This is a genomic window from Sphingorhabdus sp., assembly GCF_046292425.1.
Taxonomy (GTDB): Bacteria; Pseudomonadota; Alphaproteobacteria; order Sphingomonadales; family Sphingomonadaceae; genus Sphingorhabdus_B.
Genome location: NZ_JBKBQV010000002.1, coordinates 11,885 through 29,008, shown reverse-complemented (window position 1 = coordinate 29,008; position 17,124 = coordinate 11,885). Strand labels below are relative to the sequence as shown.

Below are 17,124 nucleotides of genomic sequence, written 5' to 3'. Positions count from 1 at the left end.
AGCTGCTGGCGCTGACGGGCGATCCGTTGCTCGCCTTGCCATCTTGGTATCAAATGGTTTTGGTGGCTGTCTTGGGATTGATCTGGGGCAGCTTTGTTGCAGCTTTGTGTAGCCGATGGCCACGGGGTGAGCGGGTCTCGGGTGGCCGTTCTTATTGTGACCATTGCCGGTCGACGCTGGCGGCAAAAGATATTGTCCCGGTCCTTTCCTATCTGTGGCTTAGGGGCAAATGCAGATATTGCATGCAGCCTATTGACCCCAGGACGCTGTATACCGAGCTTGCTGCTGCCGCCATTGGTGTAGCCGCTGTATCGGTACTGGCAGATATCCAGGCGGTCTCGGCAGCGATATTTGGCTGGTTACTTCTACCGCTGTTTATCCTCGATATGGAAAGGTTATGGCTGCCCAATCGGCTGGTCCTGATCCTGGCTGTGTTTGGGTTGCTAGTTGGACCCTTATTGACGCAGGACATTTCATGGCCCGACAGGGCGCTGGGGGGCTTCTTCGGCTTCGTGTCATTGGAGGCGATCCGACAGATATTTCGAATGGTGCGTAATGCCGAAGGAATGGGTGGAGGTGATCCCAAATTATTCGCGGCCATCGGTATCTGGTCCGGCTGGCAGGCCTTGCCATTCGTGTTGCTGTTGGCATGCCTATTTGGCTTTGGATATCTATTGTTGACTCAATTGCGCAGAAGAAGCACGCAACCGCAAATCCCGTTTGGGGCGTTTTTGTGTTTGGCGGCCTTTGCCACGGCGACCACGCCTTAGCTGTCCACACCGGCATTTAAATTTGATTCTTTTTTGTGGGCAGGGGCAGTATCAGTTTAACGCACAGACCTTCGGTCAGCCAAGAAAAGTTGACGCTGCTTCCTGGTCTTTCCTGACCGAATACGCTTATCACCGTTGTGCCAAACCCTTTACAGACTGGCGACGAAACGGGTGGCCCGCCCGTTTCAACCCATGAAAAATTCAAAATCTTGTCCTGCCCATCATCCTGGGTGACTGTCCAATCAACGATTAACTGGCCGCCGACTGTCGAGAGACACCCATATTTGGCGGCATTGGTAGTCAGCTCGTGTATTATTAAAGTCAGAGATTGTGCGGTCGCAGGTTCGATCGTGAGCGGCAAACCATTAAGCAGAACGTTTGCTCCATCATCCCTTCGATACGGTGCCAGCTCGGTTTCCAATATATCCATCAGATCCGCACCTTCCCAATCGGAGGCGGCAATAGCTCCATTGGTATGGGCAAGAGCACGAATACGTTTTGCGAGACTGTCTTTTAATTCTGCAACAGTGTCTGCTCGCGAAAGTGCAACGATGCCTTGCACGACTGCCAATAGGTTGCGGGCCCGATGTTCAACCTCGCGTACCAACATTTTCTCGCGCGTCTGAATTTTTACCATGTCGGAAATGTCGACTGACACGCCGGCTAGACCCGCGAGATTTCCTTCACTGTCAAACAAGGGCGACTTTGTTGTCCGATACACTTTTCGCACCCCATTTTGGTCTGTGATGATTTCCTCAGCAACAAGGGTTTTTCGCGTTTTAAGCACCTTGCGATCGTTTGCGCGAATAGGGTTAAATTCTTCAGGGCGCGTAAATAACCGCTCTTCGCCGATCTGTTGCAAATCGTCGATGCTTTTGGCGTTCACTATCCGCAAAGCAGCCTTGTTTGCGTAAATCGTACGGAATTTCAGATCTTTGGCGTAGATCTGATCCGGGAAGGACTCGCTTATTGCAGAGAGCAGATTTGCGGTCTGTTTTGCTTGCGATTCTGTCGCAGCCAGACTTGCCGACCGTTCGGCTACGCGATCTTCCAGCGTCTGATTAAGGGCATATAAATCCCGCATGCCGCGCCTGTTTTCTTCGGCGATAGCACCAATTAAAAGCCCTGTTGTTGCCACTACCATCAGGAAAAGCTGAAGCGCTTCGTTTTGATAATCGATATACATCATTGGGCGCGCAAATGGACCAAGTCCAATGAGCGTAAACAATGCCGTAAACATGGTGATGGCTATGATCGCGACGACTGCACCGGGTATACGAAAACTGAGCGACGCCCAAAGAAGCGGCGGGATCATAAGATACGCAAAGGGCGCTATACCACCCAAAGAGATTGCGGCCATCGCGCCAAATACGACAACAAGAGCGACCGCCTCTCGCGTTCTGCGGGGCGAAAGGCGCAATGGCTGAGCCGCAGTTTTCAGTAACAGCAAGCCAACAGGCGCAGCTATGATGGCACCTGTGGCGTCACCCAAATAAAGACGGAGCCAGAAATCCGTGACTGGCCGACCATATGACCAGCCCAACCCGATGCTGCCGCTGGTTGCGCTTAAAAGCGGGATCATAAACCCGGCTACGACGATCAAAATCGCAGTGTCTTTTATCGTAGTTAGAAAATACTGCTGGTTTGCAAATCTGCGGATAACCAGTGCACCCAAAGCTACGGCAATGCTGTTCCCAAGCGATAATAAAATTGCAGGTCCAATATTGTGACCGTACCAGACAAAGTTGCCAGTCATTTCCGCCGAAACGGCGGCAGCTAACCATAAGGGCCATTTGCCTTTGGCCGACGACAACATCGCGGCGAGCACAATTCCCGCCGGCAACCATATCGATATTCCTGAACCGGGTATAGTCCACAACAATTCTGTGATTGAAGCTGACGCAACGCAGGCCACATATAGTGCCATCGCATGAACAAGAGATTTTTCAGCGATGCCAGAAAACGCCATAGCAAAACCCCGTGCCAGAAAAATATCCGGCAAGGGGTGGTTGACATATCAAACCCCGATTTTCCAGCCCCTATCAATGTCAGGCCCTTCGGAAATCGATTGCCATTCGAAGTTGGAAGCCAACATCATCCATTTCCCGGTAACACCGACACAGCGCCGCGTTATTTGGGCGAAGAGATTTCTCGGTCCGCAGCGGGGTAGTCCTCGGGTGTCACCCTGGACACGTTTTCCCGGTCATCAACATCTTCCTGAGGAAGACTCCGGTTCGCCCTCGGGTCGTCCTTCTGATTGTCGGGGCGCGCATCGCCATACGGGCCCCGATCAATTTCAGTAACCTGCGGGTCCTTCGCCTTGCGCGTACCCGTCATGCGGCCATCATACCTTCTTTATTGAGTGCGGCTGTCATGGCAGTGTTTGCCTCCTCGCTCAATTTTTCCCTTAATTGTGGAAATAAGGTATTTTCTTCTTCGCGCATATGAGCCTCGACCTGGCGACGAAATTCGGCAACTTTTGTTCCCCATTCTTGGTTCGATGGCTCCATCTTCCCGAGCTCATAGAGAAATTGCTTCACGTATCCGTGGTCATTATTCAACTCATCTGCTTCAGCGGTTAGGCCGTTGTCGCGAAGCGTCGGATACACGACATTTTCTTCTTCAAGTGCGTGTTTTGTCAATGCGTGCTTCAACTGTAGCAACAACATAGTTCGTTTGGCGGTGTTGTCAGGTCCAGTTTCCTGAAGCTTGTCGAAAATCAGTAGCGTGGCGTCATGCTCGGCTTTTAGTATCTCATCCCACTCGCCAGCAGTCGATTCCATCAGCTGCATAACGACCTTTCGTCCGGCATTTGCCATTAATCCGACAACCAAACCCCCAACCGCCGCAGTCACGACCTTGGAGGTATTCGTGCTATTTCCGTTTTTCGTTTGCTGATCCATTGCTCATCTCCATTTGGAATGATTAAACAACAGACGTGTCAGTGAGTGGTTCCTTGGATATTAGACACCCGGTCCAAAATTGCGATGAATGGACTCGGCGCTATTGTTGAGCGCACAAAGCTATCCCCATGTTTAAAGCTTCCCGGACAGCTGCATACCTTATGGCCTGTCTATCATCGGCTGCAAATTCATGCCGTTCGCACGCTATTTGGTGCGGTGACGCCACTGCGATGTACACAAGCCCGGCCGGCCCACCATCAGGCGAAGGTCCTGCATAGCCGGTAATGGCCAGAGACAAACAAGGTTCGCTGAGTGAAAGTATTCCGCCTGTTGCCATGGCCTGTGCGACCACTGCAGATACAACCCCGTGTTCCGCGATCAGCTTTGCAGGCACCCCTGCCAAATCGGTTTTGGCGGACTCCGTGTAAGTCACCATCGCCCGGTCAAAAACGTGCGAAAGGCCCTCGACGTCGGTCAACACGGATGCCAGCAATCCGCCAGTACAACTTTCGACGGTTACCACCTTAAGCTTTCGGCACTCAGCAAAAGCTAGAAGCTGGTGTGAAAGTGCTGCAACATCCTGCGCTGGATTAGGGCCTGTGTCTGACATAACGGAAAAATGACCCCTCTGGTCCTTTGTTCCCTTCCATATGGAACGTTCTACAAATCACAGGGTTTTTCTAGTCACTGATGACCAATGAAATTCCAGTGCGCGACTGCGTCATTATCGGCGGCGGACCAGCGGGGCTTACAGCCGCCATATATTTGGCGCGTTTCCATCTCGATATTGCGGTAATCGACGCCGGCAAAAGCAGAGCGTTGTGGATTCCTGAAACGCACAATCATGCTGGTTTCCCGCATGGTATAACGGGAAAAGAACTTGTGAGCCGCATGCGCGATCAAGCTTTAAAATATGGAACCAAACACATAGAAGGTCGGGTATTCAAAATTTCGCGAAGGAATGATGCCTGTTCTTTTCTGGTCGAATATGGGCATGGCAAAATTGAAACTCCGGTGATCCTTATGGCTACCGGCGTTGTGAATCGGCGGCCCGCCGTCGATGAAGAGTTGCATGCGCGAGGACTTCAGGAAGGTCGAATTCGCTATTGCCCTGTTTGTGACGGCTTTGAGGTCACCGATCAAAATGTGGCGGTTATAGGAACTGGAGACAAGGGCCTGTCGGAAGCACTATTCTTGCGGGGTTTTACCGCCAAGGTGACACTGCTTAGCCCAGATGGTGTGCATGAACTCGACGATGCAGCCCGTGATAAAGCAAGTGCATATGACATTCCATGCGTGGACGGCCCTACGTTTGTCGAAGACATAGACGCCAGCGGGATTTACTTACGTACGCCGACTTCTTCTGTCTTGTTCGATTGCGTTTACCCGGCACTTGGTTCGGACGTGAACAACTTACTGGCGCAAATGGCCGGGGTGCGCTGTAGCGAAACTGGCGCCATCATTGTCGACACCCACCAGCGGACATCAGTACCCGGCATTTATGCTGCAGGCGACGTCGTGTTGGGGCTGGACCAGATAAGCCATGCCATGGGGGAAGGCGGTGTGGCAGCAGTAACTATACGGAACGACCTGTCGCAAACCAAACCTATAAAGCGATAAGGATCAGCGGATACTGTTGATTTTTGTTTAGGAGTGGAACATCAGGCCGCCGACGTCCACGTGCGTCGATGCTGAAAGCGCCGGGAGGCATGCTCGCCCGTTGAAGCGAGCCTTTCTGCGACTGCGCGCAACACAACCGCAGTAAAACCAAAGCCGCAATGCGCAGAACGGACGGCAATATTGTCTGCTAGTTTGGTGTCGGGTTCAAGGCAGGTCTGCCACGAAACAACACCGTCGCTTTTGGAGTAAATGGAACATGCCGGGACGGGAAGCGGGAGCTTGCTCTCCTTGATTTGTGCTTGAGCGACAGGATGCGCAAGACTGTGTCCGCTAAGGCGTTCATAAATCTTCCATGCCGTATTCGCGTAGGGATCGCCCGTAAATGGCGCGCCAAGCGAAATTACTTCACGGATTTTATAGGGGTTAACGCGTGCAATCATGCGCGCCATAATGCCGCCCATGCTCCACCCGATCAAAGTGACGGGCTGGCGCTCCTCCAAGTACACCTCATCCAAACGTGCGAGCAGACGTTCATTGTGCAATCCAATCGTTTTTGCGCCTAAATTTCGTCCAAGCTCCCACGCATATACCCTATAACCCAAAAACTGAAGGTAATAGCGAAGTATGACGGTGGATCGGTCAGTTGTGCCAAATCCGGGTATGACGAACACCGGTCGCTGATCACCCTTGGCAGCTAATGACAGACGAGGCCATTGGAAGGGAAGCAAGACCAGCGCATAGATAGCGCGAGGCATCTCAGCCCATGTCAGCCAGCGTTTGGGTAGCGATTCCATGACCAAACGAACGACGATAACATGAATATCGTTCCAACGCTCTGGGTAACAAGGTCCTTAATTGGTCTTTATGCGGCAAAATATTTGCGAAAGAGCCAGTTCCAGGTCACGCATCATATAGGGCTTTTGCAAAATAGGTGCTTTATGCGTATTCTGTGTGGTCGCGTCATAGCCAGTTGCCAAGATGAACGGAATATGTCGTTCAGTCAGTAGATCGGCTATCTCAATGCTTGTCCCGTCCCCCAGATTGACATCAAGCACAGCTGCATCAAAATCCTCCATGCGGGCCATGTCCATTCCAGATTGCACATTGGTTGCTGGCCCGATGGCTATCCCTTCAAGTTTCACAACCATGTCCTCAAGCATCATGGCAATGATGGCTTCATCCTCAACCAGCAGAATGCGTTTTCCTTGTAGCATGGTTAATCGTCACTTTCGGCGCATCGGGGTGTGGTGAGAGGGTATCGGCAGCTTAGTGCAGTCCATTGATAAAGCCCGAGCCTGCTGTAATCAGGTCTGTGGCGTTCGTTCTTGGTCGCGCTGGAACAGGAAGCGTATCCGCCTTCGTCAACGCCTTCAGCCTTGCGTCGGGACATACCTGGGCCGTCTACGGGACATAATGACATAGCTCGATCTGCCACTTTTACCTGCGCCGGATTTACAACTGGATTTTGAATTGCGTCCTCGCTTCAAGCTTCGCATTGCCATCGGGATGGACGCAACGCTGCTTTTGTTCACCGCATTAGCGATTTTGGCGTCTGTTTGTTCCAGTGTGCTGTCAGGGGCCCGGATAATGTTACAGTATCAATCCGCAAATAAGGTTTGGATCACCTCCATATGGAACCTTCTGCTCGGCTGTCCATTTTGTAGGAGACCCCGAAACAGGAGTTTGTTAATCATGGCATTTCTTTTCAGGCTCTGGGCTTAACATGGCCGCACGGCCATACTGGCAGGGCCAAATTCGACTGGCTCTCGTATCAATTCCTGTCGAGATATATTCCGCCACGCGTAGTGGACCGAGCATATCGTTCCGGCAAATCCACGAGCCGTCCGGGAAACCAATTCATTATGACAAAGTAGTCACTGGCATTGGCCCGGTAGATGCAGGCGAAATCATGAAAGGCTATGAATATAAGAAGGGCAATTATGTATTGTTGGACGAAGACGAAATCGACGCGGTCAAGCTTGAAAGCAAGAAGACGCTGATCCTGTCGCAGTTTGTCGAAAAGGACGACATTGATCCCATATATTTCGAGAAACCTTATTATGTAGTGCCCTCAGACGACCTAGCCGAAGAGGCGTTTATCGTCCTGCGAGAGGCATTGAAACGAACGCGCAAAATCGGCATCGGCCAACTGGCGTTACGAGGACGTGAATATATTGTGAGTCTGAAACCTTGCGGCTCAGGCTTGGTTCTTGAAACATTACGTTATGACGAGGAGCTGCACAAGGCGTCCTCCTATTTCCAAAGCATCGGCAAGGCCAAGCCCGACGGCGATTTGTTAAGTCTAGCGACTGACTTGATCGAAAAGAAGAGCGGCAAGTTTGACGCCGGGGAATATAAAAACCGCTATGTCGATGCGCTAAAGGTACTCATCGACAAGAAGTTAAAGAACAAAGGTGCCAAAATTGAAGCCGAGGATGAACCCGATCGGCCGTCCGGTGGGAATGTTGTTGATCTTATGGCTGCACTGAAAAGTTCGCTTGGAGAAAGCCCCGATGATTCAAGCCGGAAGGCAAAGCCTACGACACGAACCGCAAAAGCTGCTCCAAAGTCCGCCCCCGCCACAAAACGCGCACCCGCTCGCAAAAGAGCCTGATGTGTCATGGCATCCAAGAATCCTCTTTCGAGCTATAACGAAAAACGTAATTTCGAAGTTACAGCTGAACCAGAGGGGAAAATTGGCACATCCGATGGCAGCATTTTCATCGTTCAAAAGCATGACGCGACCCGGCTGCATTATGATTTCAGACTTGAGCTCGAAGGGGTTCTAAAAAGTTGGGCTGTAACAAAGGGCCCAAGCCTCAACCCGGACGACAAAAGGCTTGCCGTCCGGACCGAGGACCATCCAATTTCCTACGCGGAGTTTGAAGGCACGATTGCGGAAGGAGAATATGGCGGCGGGACGGTGATGTTGTGGGACAGTGGTCATTGGGAGTCTGTCGAGGGCAAAGACCCGAAAGTCACTATCGAAGAAGGCCATTTGCACTTTCACTTGTATGGGCAGCGTCTGAAGGGAGAATGGTTGCTCGTACGCATGAAACCGCGGGGAAAAGAAAAACGGGAAAACTGGTTGCTGCGAAAAATCCAGGATGATGCCGCGAGTGAGACGACAATCATCATCGATACCGAGTTGACCAGCATCGCAACCGGTAGAACCATGAGTGAAATTGCTTCGGGCAAAAGTTTCGTCTCGCGCAAAGCCACAAAAAACGCCCAATCCAAAGGGCCCGACAAAAGGGCCCGGGGCAAGTTGCCTGCGTTTTCGGAGCCACAGCTAGCCACCCTGGTCGACAGCGTGCCCGAGGGGCGGAGTTGGATCCATGAAGTAAAATATGACGGCTACCGCTGCCTCATCTCTGCCTGCGGGCAAGAAGTAAGGGCTTACACCAGAAGCGGACTCGACTGGTCAGAGCGGTTTGGCGAGATTGTGGCCGCTATCCGTAAATTCGATTTGCCCCCATGTTTAATTGACGGAGAAATTGTTGCATTAGACGGTGAAGGGCGCCCGAGTTTCTCCCACTTGCAATCGGTTCTAAAGGGCGAATCTGGCAAGTTGGCATTCTTTGCCTTTGACCTGCTTGAACTGGATGGAAAATCCATACGCGCTTTGCCAAATATTCAGCGCAAGGAGCAATTGCAGAATGTGCTTAAAGCCGCGAAGCGCGACAAGACGATATTTGTGGCGGAGCATGTTTTGCAAGGCGAAAAACTGTTCACGACACTTTGTGGGAACGGATATGAGGGAATCATATCAAAGAAAGCAGATGCCGCTTATTTGGGAAAACGCACGCGCAACTGGCTGAAGGTAAAGTGTACCTTGCGTCAGGAATTTATCGTTATCGGCTTTACCAAAAGCGAGAAGGCCCGAGGGTTCAAGTCCCTGTTGCTGGGTAGCTGGGTTGACGGCGAGCTGCATTATGTCGGCAAGGTCGGCACCGGGTTTACTGCATCGCTGATGAACGACCTATTGGTCAAGATGGATCCGTTGACACGCGCAGATCCGCCCGCGCTGGTGCCAAAAGCTGCGGCACGCGCAGCCCATTGGGTTGAACCCGAACTGATCGCAGAAATTGCTTATGCTGAAATCACCGGTCCGTTACAAGACGGTGGTGTATTGCGACATGCAAGCTTTCTAGGACTGCGCGAAGATAAATCTGCAAGGGAAGTGAAGCCGGAGAAGGCCGTGCCCATTTCGGAGCCTGATTTATCGACGGTGAATATCACGAACAGAGAAAGGGTCATCTTTCCCGAATCCGGCGTCACAAAAGGCGCGCTGGCGGACTACTACGCGCTGCTATCGGAAGCCATATTACGCAACATGGCGCACCGGCCCTTAAGCGTCGTGCGATGTCCGCAGGGCCGCGCAAAGCAATGCTTTTTCCAAAAACATGACGCAGGCACTTTTGGTCCTGACGTTCATCACGTTTCCGTGAAAGACAAGGACGGAGAAAGTGACGACTATCTGTATGTTGACAACGCAGATGGAATATTGGGCTGTGTGCAAATGGGCGCGATTGAGTTCCACGGCTGGGGCGCGCGCGTGCCGAAATTCGAAAATCCCGATAAACTTATCTTTGATCTGGACCCAGACGTCGGGCTGGATTTTGAAGCGGTCAAGAAGGCTGCGCTACTGATCAAAACCGAGCTGTCGCATATGGGCCTTGTCAGCAGTGCGATGTTATCAGGGGGCAAAGGTATACATGTCGTCGTTACGCTTGACGGAAAGAGTGACTGGCCCACAGTGAAGGATTTTTCCAGCCGCTTTGCACGCGCACTTTCCCAAGCCAAGCCGGATATATTCACTGCGAGTATCCGGAAAGCCGAACGAAAGGGCCGAATTTTTATCGACTGGTTGCGAAACCAACGCGGTGCAACTGCTGTGCAGCCTTGGACGGTGCGCGCGCGGGAAGGTGCACCCGTCGCGATGCCGATAGATTGGGATGAACTGACTGAAGTCAAAAGCGCATCCGCTTATTCACTGAAGGACGTCGATACGATCGTTAAGCGGGCGGGATCTTCCAGCTTAAGTAACTGGGCCGCCAAGAAACAAAAGTTGCCGTCGCTGTAAGCTATTGTGCTGGTTCGGGCGTTATTGGCGTGACGGCCTCGATCTCAGTTTTGGCGTCTGCCTCAATCAACTTTGTCGCTTCTTCCGCAGCTTGTTCAATAGTCAATTTCTGCTTAGCCAGCTCCTCTTGTTGATTTGATGCCGACGCGTCCGATGACTTGGGTTCAGGCGCCGTTGGCGTATTGTTACACCCTGTGAGAACAAGAACAGTCAGTGCCAGTAACAGACCTTGTTTCATTGCGCAGGCTCCGGTTTCAACTCACCCTCGTAATTTGCAAGCAACGCCAGCGTTGCAACCCATGCGGCCACGTTCTGACGCAGTTCGACCTTGTCGATCTTGTCCAGCGTGTCGTCGGGCGTGTGATGAAGATCGAAATATTTCGTCCCGTCTTGCTGCAAATCCACGATGCCCAGCTTTTGCGCTGCAATAATCGCACCTACGTCGGCACCGCCACCTGCAATTTCGCGGCGTGGCACGATGCCCAGCGGCGCCAATGCTGATATAATCCGAGTACGCAGGCCCGTTGCGCTTGCGGGGAAGCGAAAATCGACCGCCCAGACCTTGCCTGCGCCAAAGTCCGATTCCATGGCCAGAGCATGCGGCTCATTGGCGTGCTTTTCGCCGTAGTCCCGGCCGCCCCAAATACCCACTTCTTCAGCACCGGCCCAGAGTAAGCGCACGGTGCGTTTCGGCTGCCCCATCGACTTTAGATGTTTTGCAGCCGCACCAATGATTCCGCAGCCCGCGGCATCATCAATTGCGCCGGTTCCTAGGTCCCAACTGTCCAGATGACAGGCAATAACGATGATGGGCAATTTGGGGCTTGACCCCTTCACCTCGGCCAGCACGTTGCCGGACGTCTGCATCCCGATATTTTGTGGTGTCAGCTTTAACTTCATACGCACCGGTTTGCCCCGTGAAATCATGCGTTCAAGGTTCTCGGCATCTGGGATCGACAAAGCGCCAGCAGGGATTGGTGTCACCCCCGGCTCGAAATTGGTGTTCCCCGTGTGCGGGTTGCGATGGTAATCGGTGCCGATGGAGCGGATCACAATCGCCGCGGCCCCTTTTTTGGCTGCGATATTTGGTCCGACGAAACGGGCAGGGCCAAATGCGCCGTAGCTGCTGCCGTCCTGTGTTGCCTTCATATTGTGGCTGACAAAGGCAATTTTGCCTTTCAGGCTGCCATCCGGCGCGGCGCGCAAATCGTCGATTGTCGGGAAATAGGCGATTTCCGCATCAAGTCCTGCATCTCCTGTACTGCCGCTGTTGCCGAGCGCAGCAATGGCAAGTTTTTGAGGGAAGGGCGCGGTTATTTCTGCGGTTTCCTCGCCGCGTACCCAGGTTGGCATTTGGTATTCTTCCACCCTAACATTATCAAAACCCAGAGCTTTCAACTTGTTGACAGCCCATATGCGGGCCCGGGCTTCGGCGTCCGTGCCGCCCTGTCGTGGTCCAATCTCGGTCGTCAGACCCTCAACAATGTTATAAGCGATATCGTCGCCGTTCAGCGCCTTGTCGCGCAACGCGGCAATGGCGTCAGCTTTTGGATCAAGGGGTGCTGCAAGCGTTAGTGACGGCATAAAAAGCAGCGTAGACGCTGCGGCGAACAAAGCGGTTTGTTTTTTCATGGGCTGCAGGCTTAATCTCATCGCACGGTATTGCAATCCCACCTTGCGAGGAAACGTGCAGATAGCTAGTGAGGCGGCCAAATCAAAGTATAGTAGTATAGGAAGTAATCCCCATGGCAGCCCAATATAGCTACGTAATGAAGGGAATGACAAAAACCTTCCCCGGTGCGAGCAAGCCGGTTCTCAACAATATCAATTTGCAATTCTACCCTGATGCAAAGATTGGCATCGTTGGACCAAACGGTACGGGTAAATCCACTCTGATGAAAATCATGGCGGGCATGGACACCGAATTTACGGGCGAAGCTTGGCCCGGCGAAAATATCCGTGTTGGCTATTTGGCACAGGAACCTGAGCTAGACCCTAACAAGACCGTGCGTGAGAATGTGATGGATGGTGTCCGTCCGGTCGCTGATCTCGTCGACCGTTTCAATGAAATTTCGATGATTATGGGCGATCCTCCGGAAGACGCAGATTTTGACGCTCTGATGGAGGAAATGGGCACGCTTCAGGAAAAGATTGACGCAGTTGATGGCTGGTCATTGGATAGCCAGCTAGAGCTTGCGATGGACGCCCTGCGTTGCCCGCCAGGTGATAGCCCTGTCACCAGCCTATCCGGCGGTGAAAAACGCCGCATTGCTCTGACGCGATTGTTGTTGGAAAAACCCGATATCCTGCTGCTCGATGAACCGACCAACCACCTTGACGCAGAATCTGTGGCTTGGCTGGAAAAGCATCTGGTGGATTACAAGGGTAACGTCATCCTTGTAACCCACGATCGCTACTTCCTCGACAACGTGGTCAGCTGGATACTTGAGCTCGATCGCGGCCGCTATTTTGTCTATGAAGGCAATTATTCGACCTATCTGGAGAAAAAGGGCAAACGCCTCGAGCAAGAGTCGCGCGAAGATGCTGGCCGTCAAAAGGCAATCAAGGACGAACTTGAATGGATCCGGCAAAGCCCGAAAGCCCGTCAGACCAAGTCCAAAGCGCGTATCAAATCCTTCGATCAACTGGTCGAGGCGCAGGAAAATCGTACGCCTGGTAAGGCACAGATTGTCATTCAGATTCCCGAACGCCTCGGCAGCAAGGTTATCGAGGTCAAGAATGTCACCAAGTCTTATGGCGACAAGTTGCTTTTCGAAAATCTTTCCTTCACGATCCCGCAGGGCGGCATCGTTGGCGTGATCGGACCGAACGGCGCAGGTAAGTCCACGCTATTCCGACTGATTACCGGCCAGGAAAAGCCTGACTCGGGCGAAGTGGAAATTGGAGAAACCGTGAAGCTGGGCTTTGTTGATCAAAGCCGCGATGACCTTGATCCCAACAAGAACGTCTGGGAAGAAATCTCGGGCGGCGCCGACTTCATGAAGCTTGGGAAGCATGAGACGCCCACCCGCGCTTATGTTGGCGCCTTTAACTTTAAGGGCACTGACCAGCAGAAAAAGGTAGGTTTGCTTTCAGGTGGTGAGCGTAACCGCGTCCACATGGCCAAGATGTTGAAAGAAGGCGGCAACGTGCTTCTGCTTGATGAGCCAACCAACGATCTGGACGTTGAAACGCTGTCCGCGCTTGAAGAAGCTCTTGAGAGCTTCGCTGGCTGCGCGGTGGTCATCAGCCATGACCGCTTCTTCCTTGACCGTCTGGCGACCCACATCCTTGCGTTTGAAGGCGACAGCCACGTCGAATGGTTTGAAGGCAACTTTGAATCTTACGAAGAAGACAAAATTGCGCGTCTAGGTGACGAGGCCACTCGTCCTCACCGTGCAACTTATAAGAAGATGACGCGTTGATGATCGCATGAAGCAAACCCTCCTCGTCATCAACAGCAACAGCGGCAACGCAAATTCGGTTGATCAAGACGTGTTAATCGCTGCTTTTGAGGCGGGAGGGTTTCAGATTTTAGACCGGGTTTTGCTGCCTGATGATGACCTGCCTGCACGCGCTGCGGTAGAAGCCGAAGGTTTCCACACGGTGGCCATATGTGCAGGTGACGGCACGATCAGCAGCCTGTGCACCAAACTCGCAGGCTGGGATGGCGAAATACTGGTCTTGCCAGGTGGCACGATGAACCTGTTGGCACGCCGGCTGCACGGCGAGTATGCGTTGCCTGAGCTTCTTGAAATGTTGCCGGCCAGTTCCGCGGTCGCATCGTCCGTGCCGATTATAAAGGTTGGCGAAACAGAAATCTTGACAGGTCTGACCGTTGGCCCCTCCACACGTTGGGGTAAAGTACGAGAAGGAATTCGGCAGGCCGATATCACCAGCCTTAGTGCAACTATACCGGAAGCATGGTCCGAAACTCTGGGTGATGAGGGTGTTTGGTTGGAAGGCGCAACACATGAATCTTATGCAGGGATCTTTGTCGAGCCATTTGATGCGGAAAACATCAATGTTATTGCTTTCAGGGCCAACGGCCTGGGTGACATGGTAAACCATGGTCTGGCCTGGCTTCGGCATGACTTTCGTGAGGGGCCACGTGACGAATTGGGCATGATGCACAAAGCAACTGTGATGGGGGACCAGTTGGATACTGGCATATTGGTTGATGGGGAATATGAGGATCGGGCTCTCCCGCTTACATGCTGCGCAGGGATGTCTTCGGTCCGCTTTTTAAGGATTACACCGTGAAAATATGGTGGGCCAAGGCGGCCTGTCTTGCCTTATGGGCATCGACAACAGCCGTTTCCATGCCGCCTAAATCGTGGATGAATGTAGAACTGAGCAATCTTGTCGGTATCGACGACGATATCTCACGCAACATCACCCGTGAAAAATTTTTCGACAATATCCAAACCAGCGAACGCCGGTTTTCAGAAAACGGTTTTGAATGGCACCTCATCCGCTTTTCGAGCGTTGACAAGCCAGAAGGACCGACATGGGTCGTTCCCCATGATGACGAGAACGCCGCGTTTGATGCGATGATCTCTGCAATCCAGAAATATGGCGGGACGGGCATCGCCGTCAATTCCGGGGCAGGCAGTGCGCGTCTGCAATCCGGCGATGGGGTGTGTGGCGTAAAACCTGCGCGAGTCACCGGTTGCGATCCCAACCGTAATTTTGACGCCCGGTCCCCGTTATTCACGGCTGCATTCCTTAGCATATTTCGACCCAATCAGCCCGTGATCGCGCTGCATACGAACAGCCACGGGTTTTCAGGCGATGGGGCAGGGGGTCGTGGCGACATAACCATTTATGACCGAAGCGCCTTTGCGCGCGGAGAGGTCAAGGCACGCAAGAACGGCAGACTTGCCGTTAATCCACTCCCGGAAATGGATAATCCTGATACTCTCGCCTTATCGGCGTTTATAGGGCCAAGGGGAAAACCAACCAATGGTGATGCGGCCTGCGGATTGGGCATGTCGCACGCCGGCATCCATTTCTGGCACGAGGCAGTTGGTAAAAGCGATGCTTCACTGTCTAACTATCTGGCCCTGAACCGTCCTGACATTTCGTACATGAACGCAGAAAGCCGCGCGGAGATCGACCTTGCATTAGCCGCGGGACGTCACGCCGTCATGATCAAGACTTATCTCGAAAAATGTACAGCTTCATGGGACAAGCCAGCTACCCGTCCATGAACCTTGCCCTGCATCCCATTGCCATCGCGCCCGCCTGTGACCTGCATTGGCAAGATATAACCATTCAATTGTTTCTACTTTGACCAGTAAGGCCGCAAAGTTTGCGCGGAATTGGGACAATTGCTCCTCTTCGGGTTGCTTGCCCTGTATCCAATCCGGCAGACCTGATGACGGCCGATCCAATGGCGTTCCGGGGGCAGCCTCTGCCATATAGCATCGCCGGGCGAACGGTGTGGACGTGGACCAAGCAGCATCTGCTACATCGCCATATTGCGTTATATTGGTTTTTCCCGACAGCCGGATTTGGACCTTGGCCGCCGGGTCATAGATCAGCACGCCTGCTGCTGCATTTTGTCGAAGTTGTTCTGCCTTGATTGAACGCGAATCCGTATGAAACCGCAATGTTCGCGCGTCGCGTAAAGCCGCGCGCAGGACCATGATACGTAATTGTGGCGTTCCAGTTTGGTCTGTTGTTCCAACCGCCGGCATGTGGGCGGGACTATGCCGATTGGTGACGCCAGCTTCCACTATTCCCCATACAGCTTCAAAACTTAGCTTTAGATCGTCATAATGCGCAGGTAAGCTGTTTAACTCTGTCATTGTACCTCGAAAGTGTCGCTCTCGTCGTTCAGTACGTAGAGATTACCATCGGCAATACCGAAATAGGCGCCGTGCAATTTCAACTGCCCCGATTGTTCGCGCGCCGCAATAAAGGGAAAACTACGTAGGTTTGCTAAGCTGACGCGAATGGCTTCCAGCTCGAGATCGCGTTGCGGGTCATTAGATGAGGACGCAAGCACCTTTTCGCGGGCGGGGCGAACGATGTCCACCCACCCGTCAATAAAGCTGTATCCGGCATTGCCGAGGTCGCCGCCTTCCAAAGACGCCTTTATCCCGCCGCATTGGGCGTGTCCCAGGACGACGATATGACGGACCTCAAGACCCAGCACGCCAAATTCTATAGCCGCCGACACCCCGTGCAAACCCCCGCCCGTTTCATAGGGCGGTACCAGGTTGGCGACATTGCGCAGAGCGAACACCTGACCCGGCGTGGTATCAAAAACAGTCGCAGGATCTACCCGGCTGTCGCAGCAGGAGATGATCATGATCGGTGGCGACTGTCCGTCGCTCGCCAAGGCATCAAAGCGGGCCTTCTGGCGCACATAGGCGTCTGATTTGAAGCGGCGATAGCCCTCAACCAGAACAGCGAATTCTGGCATTAGAAACGTTCCCCTCTCACCACCTGAACGTCGCCAACAGTTAACAACATGCCATAACTGTCAAGCAAAGGCGCGATCGCGTCGATCATGGCGGCTGTTTTGGTGTCGGACGCTATGGCCAAAACAATGGTTTTGGCGCTGGCGCCAGTAACATCATCATGCTGCCATTCGCCCGCGCGGCCGCCGCCGGAGTCGATGTGAATCAGGCTCCATCCCGAAATGTCCACGGCCTTAAGGTAACTGACAATCCGGGGGACCAGCGGAGTATCCACCAAAATCTCTATGCGCTTACGCGAAACCGTTTGAACCATG

General features: G+C 52.9%; 17 protein-coding genes. 7 read left to right on the top strand and 10 right to left on the bottom strand.

Annotated elements, in window-relative coordinates; all coding sequences use genetic code 11:
* Nucleotides 1–53: 53 nt before the first annotated feature.
* Nucleotides 54–770 carry a prepilin peptidase gene (locus tag ACK4S7_RS00790; protein ID WP_409643494.1) on the top strand — a complete coding sequence of 239 codons (717 nt, stop codon included), beginning with the start codon at nt 54–56 and terminating at the stop codon, nt 768–770.
* A gap of 16 nt (nt 771–786) precedes the next feature.
* On the opposite strand, the gene ACK4S7_RS00785 is transcribed toward ACK4S7_RS00790, so the two are convergent.
* The 3 genes from ACK4S7_RS00785 to ACK4S7_RS00775 form a co-directional block, all read right to left on the bottom strand.
* Nucleotides 787–2,739, bottom strand: coding sequence for an MASE1 domain-containing protein (locus ACK4S7_RS00785; protein ID WP_409643492.1), 1,953 nt, complete (start codon nt 2,737–2,739; stop codon nt 787–789).
* A 364-nt stretch (nt 2,740–3,103) separates the two neighbouring features.
* Nucleotides 3,104–3,673 carry a hemerythrin domain-containing protein gene (locus ACK4S7_RS00780; protein ID WP_409643490.1) on the bottom strand — a complete coding sequence of 190 codons (570 nt, stop codon included), beginning with the start codon at nt 3,671–3,673 and terminating at the stop codon, nt 3,104–3,106.
* A gap of 100 nt (nt 3,674–3,773) precedes the next feature.
* Nucleotides 3,774–4,283 (bottom strand): CinA family protein, encoded by a 510-nt coding sequence (locus ACK4S7_RS00775; RefSeq protein WP_409643488.1) that lies wholly within the window; start codon nt 4,281–4,283, stop codon nt 3,774–3,776.
* A gap of 80 nt (nt 4,284–4,363) precedes the next feature.
* Between ACK4S7_RS00775 and ACK4S7_RS00770 the strand changes: the two genes are divergently transcribed.
* The gene (locus ACK4S7_RS00770) at nt 4,364–5,293 is read left to right on the top strand and encodes an NAD(P)/FAD-dependent oxidoreductase (protein ID WP_409643486.1); all 930 of its coding nucleotides are present in this window, start codon (nt 4,364–4,366) and stop codon (nt 5,291–5,293) included.
* A gap of 41 nt (nt 5,294–5,334) precedes the next feature.
* Here the strand turns inward: ACK4S7_RS00770 and ACK4S7_RS00765 are convergent, their stop codons facing one another.
* Entirely contained in the window at nt 5,335–6,087 is a 753-nt protein-coding gene (locus tag ACK4S7_RS00765) for an esterase/lipase family protein (protein ID WP_409643484.1), read from the bottom strand.
* 57 nt (nt 6,088–6,144) lie between these two features.
* Nucleotides 6,145–6,507, bottom strand: a complete 363-nt coding sequence (locus tag ACK4S7_RS00760; protein ID WP_409643482.1) for a response regulator — start codon at nt 6,505–6,507, stop codon at nt 6,145–6,147.
* 509 nt (nt 6,508–7,016) lie between these two features.
* Between ACK4S7_RS00760 and ACK4S7_RS00755 the strand changes: the two genes are divergently transcribed.
* On the top strand, nt 7,017–7,907 hold the full coding sequence (locus tag ACK4S7_RS00755) for a Ku protein (protein ID WP_409643480.1): 891 nt from the start codon (nt 7,017–7,019) through the stop codon (nt 7,905–7,907).
* A gap of 6 nt (nt 7,908–7,913) precedes the next feature.
* On the top strand, nt 7,914–10,379 hold the full coding sequence (gene ligD / locus ACK4S7_RS00750; protein WP_409643478.1) for a DNA ligase D: 2,466 nt from the start codon (nt 7,914–7,916) through the stop codon (nt 10,377–10,379).
* A gap of 1 nt (nt 10,380) precedes the next feature.
* On the opposite strand, the gene ACK4S7_RS00745 is transcribed toward ligD, so the two are convergent.
* Together ACK4S7_RS00745 and ACK4S7_RS00740 are read right to left on the bottom strand one after the other, a co-directional pair.
* Nucleotides 10,381–10,617 carry a hypothetical protein gene (locus ACK4S7_RS00745; protein ID WP_409643476.1) on the bottom strand — a complete coding sequence of 79 codons (237 nt, stop codon included), beginning with the start codon at nt 10,615–10,617 and terminating at the stop codon, nt 10,381–10,383.
* Nucleotides 10,614–12,011 (bottom strand): M28 family peptidase, encoded by a 1,398-nt coding sequence (locus tag ACK4S7_RS00740; RefSeq protein ID WP_409643473.1) that lies wholly within the window; start codon nt 12,009–12,011, stop codon nt 10,614–10,616. Before ACK4S7_RS00740 ends, ACK4S7_RS00745 begins: the two co-directional genes overlap by 4 nt.
* A 113-nt stretch (nt 12,012–12,124) precedes the next feature.
* On the opposite strand from ACK4S7_RS00740, the gene ettA reads away from it, so the two are divergent.
* From ettA to ACK4S7_RS00725, 3 genes are read left to right on the top strand one after another with little or no spacing between them, the layout of a single operon-like run.
* Complete coding sequence (gene ettA / locus ACK4S7_RS00735) at nt 12,125–13,804, top strand: energy-dependent translational throttle protein EttA (RefSeq protein WP_409643471.1); 1,680 nt, start codon at nt 12,125–12,127, stop codon at nt 13,802–13,804.
* A gap of 7 nt (nt 13,805–13,811) precedes the next feature.
* Nucleotides 13,812–14,642 (top strand): diacylglycerol/lipid kinase family protein, encoded by an 831-nt coding sequence (locus ACK4S7_RS00730; RefSeq protein ID WP_409643469.1) that lies wholly within the window; start codon nt 13,812–13,814, stop codon nt 14,640–14,642.
* Nucleotides 14,639–15,592: a hypothetical protein gene (locus tag ACK4S7_RS00725; protein WP_409643467.1), complete on the top strand. Its 954-nt coding sequence runs from the start codon at nt 14,639–14,641 to the stop codon at nt 15,590–15,592. The genes ACK4S7_RS00730 and ACK4S7_RS00725 overlap by 4 nt, the downstream gene beginning before the upstream one ends.
* Here ACK4S7_RS00725 and ACK4S7_RS00720 read toward each other — a convergent pair.
* The 3 genes from ACK4S7_RS00720 to ACK4S7_RS00710 are packed head-to-tail and all read right to left on the bottom strand — an operon-like array spanning nt 15,563 to nt 17,123.
* Nucleotides 15,563–16,192: a pyridoxamine 5'-phosphate oxidase family protein gene (locus ACK4S7_RS00720; protein WP_409643465.1), complete on the bottom strand. Its 630-nt coding sequence runs from the start codon at nt 16,190–16,192 to the stop codon at nt 15,563–15,565. The genes ACK4S7_RS00725 and ACK4S7_RS00720 overlap by 30 nt on opposite strands.
* Complete coding sequence (locus ACK4S7_RS00715; RefSeq protein WP_409643463.1) at nt 16,189–16,812, bottom strand: carbonic anhydrase; 624 nt, start codon at nt 16,810–16,812, stop codon at nt 16,189–16,191. Before ACK4S7_RS00715 ends, ACK4S7_RS00720 begins: the two co-directional genes overlap by 4 nt.
* Nucleotides 16,812–17,123, bottom strand: coding sequence for a P-II family nitrogen regulator (locus tag ACK4S7_RS00710; RefSeq protein WP_409643461.1), 312 nt, complete (start codon nt 17,121–17,123; stop codon nt 16,812–16,814). Before ACK4S7_RS00710 ends, ACK4S7_RS00715 begins: the two co-directional genes overlap by 1 nt.
* Between the last annotated feature and the right edge of the window lies 1 nt (nt 17,124).

Bases quoted from the DNA above. Each gene is read 5' to 3' on its own strand.
- ACK4S7_RS00790 (WP_409643494.1), top strand. From the start codon at position 54: ATGGTTTTGGTGGCTGTCTTGGGATTGATCTGGGGCAGCTTTGTTGCA.
- ACK4S7_RS00785 (WP_409643492.1), bottom strand. From the start codon at position 2,739: ATGGCGTTTTCTGGCATCGCTGAAAAATCTCTTGTTCATGCGATGGCA.
- ACK4S7_RS00780 (WP_409643490.1), bottom strand. From the start codon at position 3,673: ATGGATCAGCAAACGAAAAACGGAAATAGCACGAATACCTCCAAGGTC.
- ACK4S7_RS00775 (WP_409643488.1), bottom strand. From the start codon at position 4,283: ATGTCAGACACAGGCCCTAATCCAGCGCAGGATGTTGCAGCACTTTCA.
- ACK4S7_RS00770 (WP_409643486.1), top strand. From the start codon at position 4,364: ATGACCAATGAAATTCCAGTGCGCGACTGCGTCATTATCGGCGGCGGA.
- ACK4S7_RS00765 (WP_409643484.1), bottom strand. From the start codon at position 6,087: ATGGAATCGCTACCCAAACGCTGGCTGACATGGGCTGAGATGCCTCGC.
- ACK4S7_RS00760 (WP_409643482.1), bottom strand. From the start codon at position 6,507: ATGCTACAAGGAAAACGCATTCTGCTGGTTGAGGATGAAGCCATCATT.
- ACK4S7_RS00755 (WP_409643480.1), top strand. From the start codon at position 7,017: ATGGCCGCACGGCCATACTGGCAGGGCCAAATTCGACTGGCTCTCGTA.
- ligD (WP_409643478.1), top strand. From the start codon at position 7,914: ATGGCATCCAAGAATCCTCTTTCGAGCTATAACGAAAAACGTAATTTC.
- ACK4S7_RS00745 (WP_409643476.1), bottom strand. From the start codon at position 10,617: ATGAAACAAGGTCTGTTACTGGCACTGACTGTTCTTGTTCTCACAGGG.
- ACK4S7_RS00740 (WP_409643473.1), bottom strand. From the start codon at position 12,011: ATGAAAAAACAAACCGCTTTGTTCGCCGCAGCGTCTACGCTGCTTTTT.
- ettA (WP_409643471.1), top strand. From the start codon at position 12,125: ATGGCAGCCCAATATAGCTACGTAATGAAGGGAATGACAAAAACCTTC.
- ACK4S7_RS00730 (WP_409643469.1), top strand. From the start codon at position 13,812: ATGAAGCAAACCCTCCTCGTCATCAACAGCAACAGCGGCAACGCAAAT.
- ACK4S7_RS00720 (WP_409643465.1), bottom strand. From the start codon at position 16,192: ATGACAGAGTTAAACAGCTTACCTGCGCATTATGACGATCTAAAGCTA.
- ACK4S7_RS00715 (WP_409643463.1), bottom strand. From the start codon at position 16,812: ATGCCAGAATTCGCTGTTCTGGTTGAGGGCTATCGCCGCTTCAAATCA.
- ACK4S7_RS00710 (WP_409643461.1), bottom strand. From the start codon at position 17,123: ATGGTTCAAACGGTTTCGCGTAAGCGCATAGAGATTTTGGTGGATACT.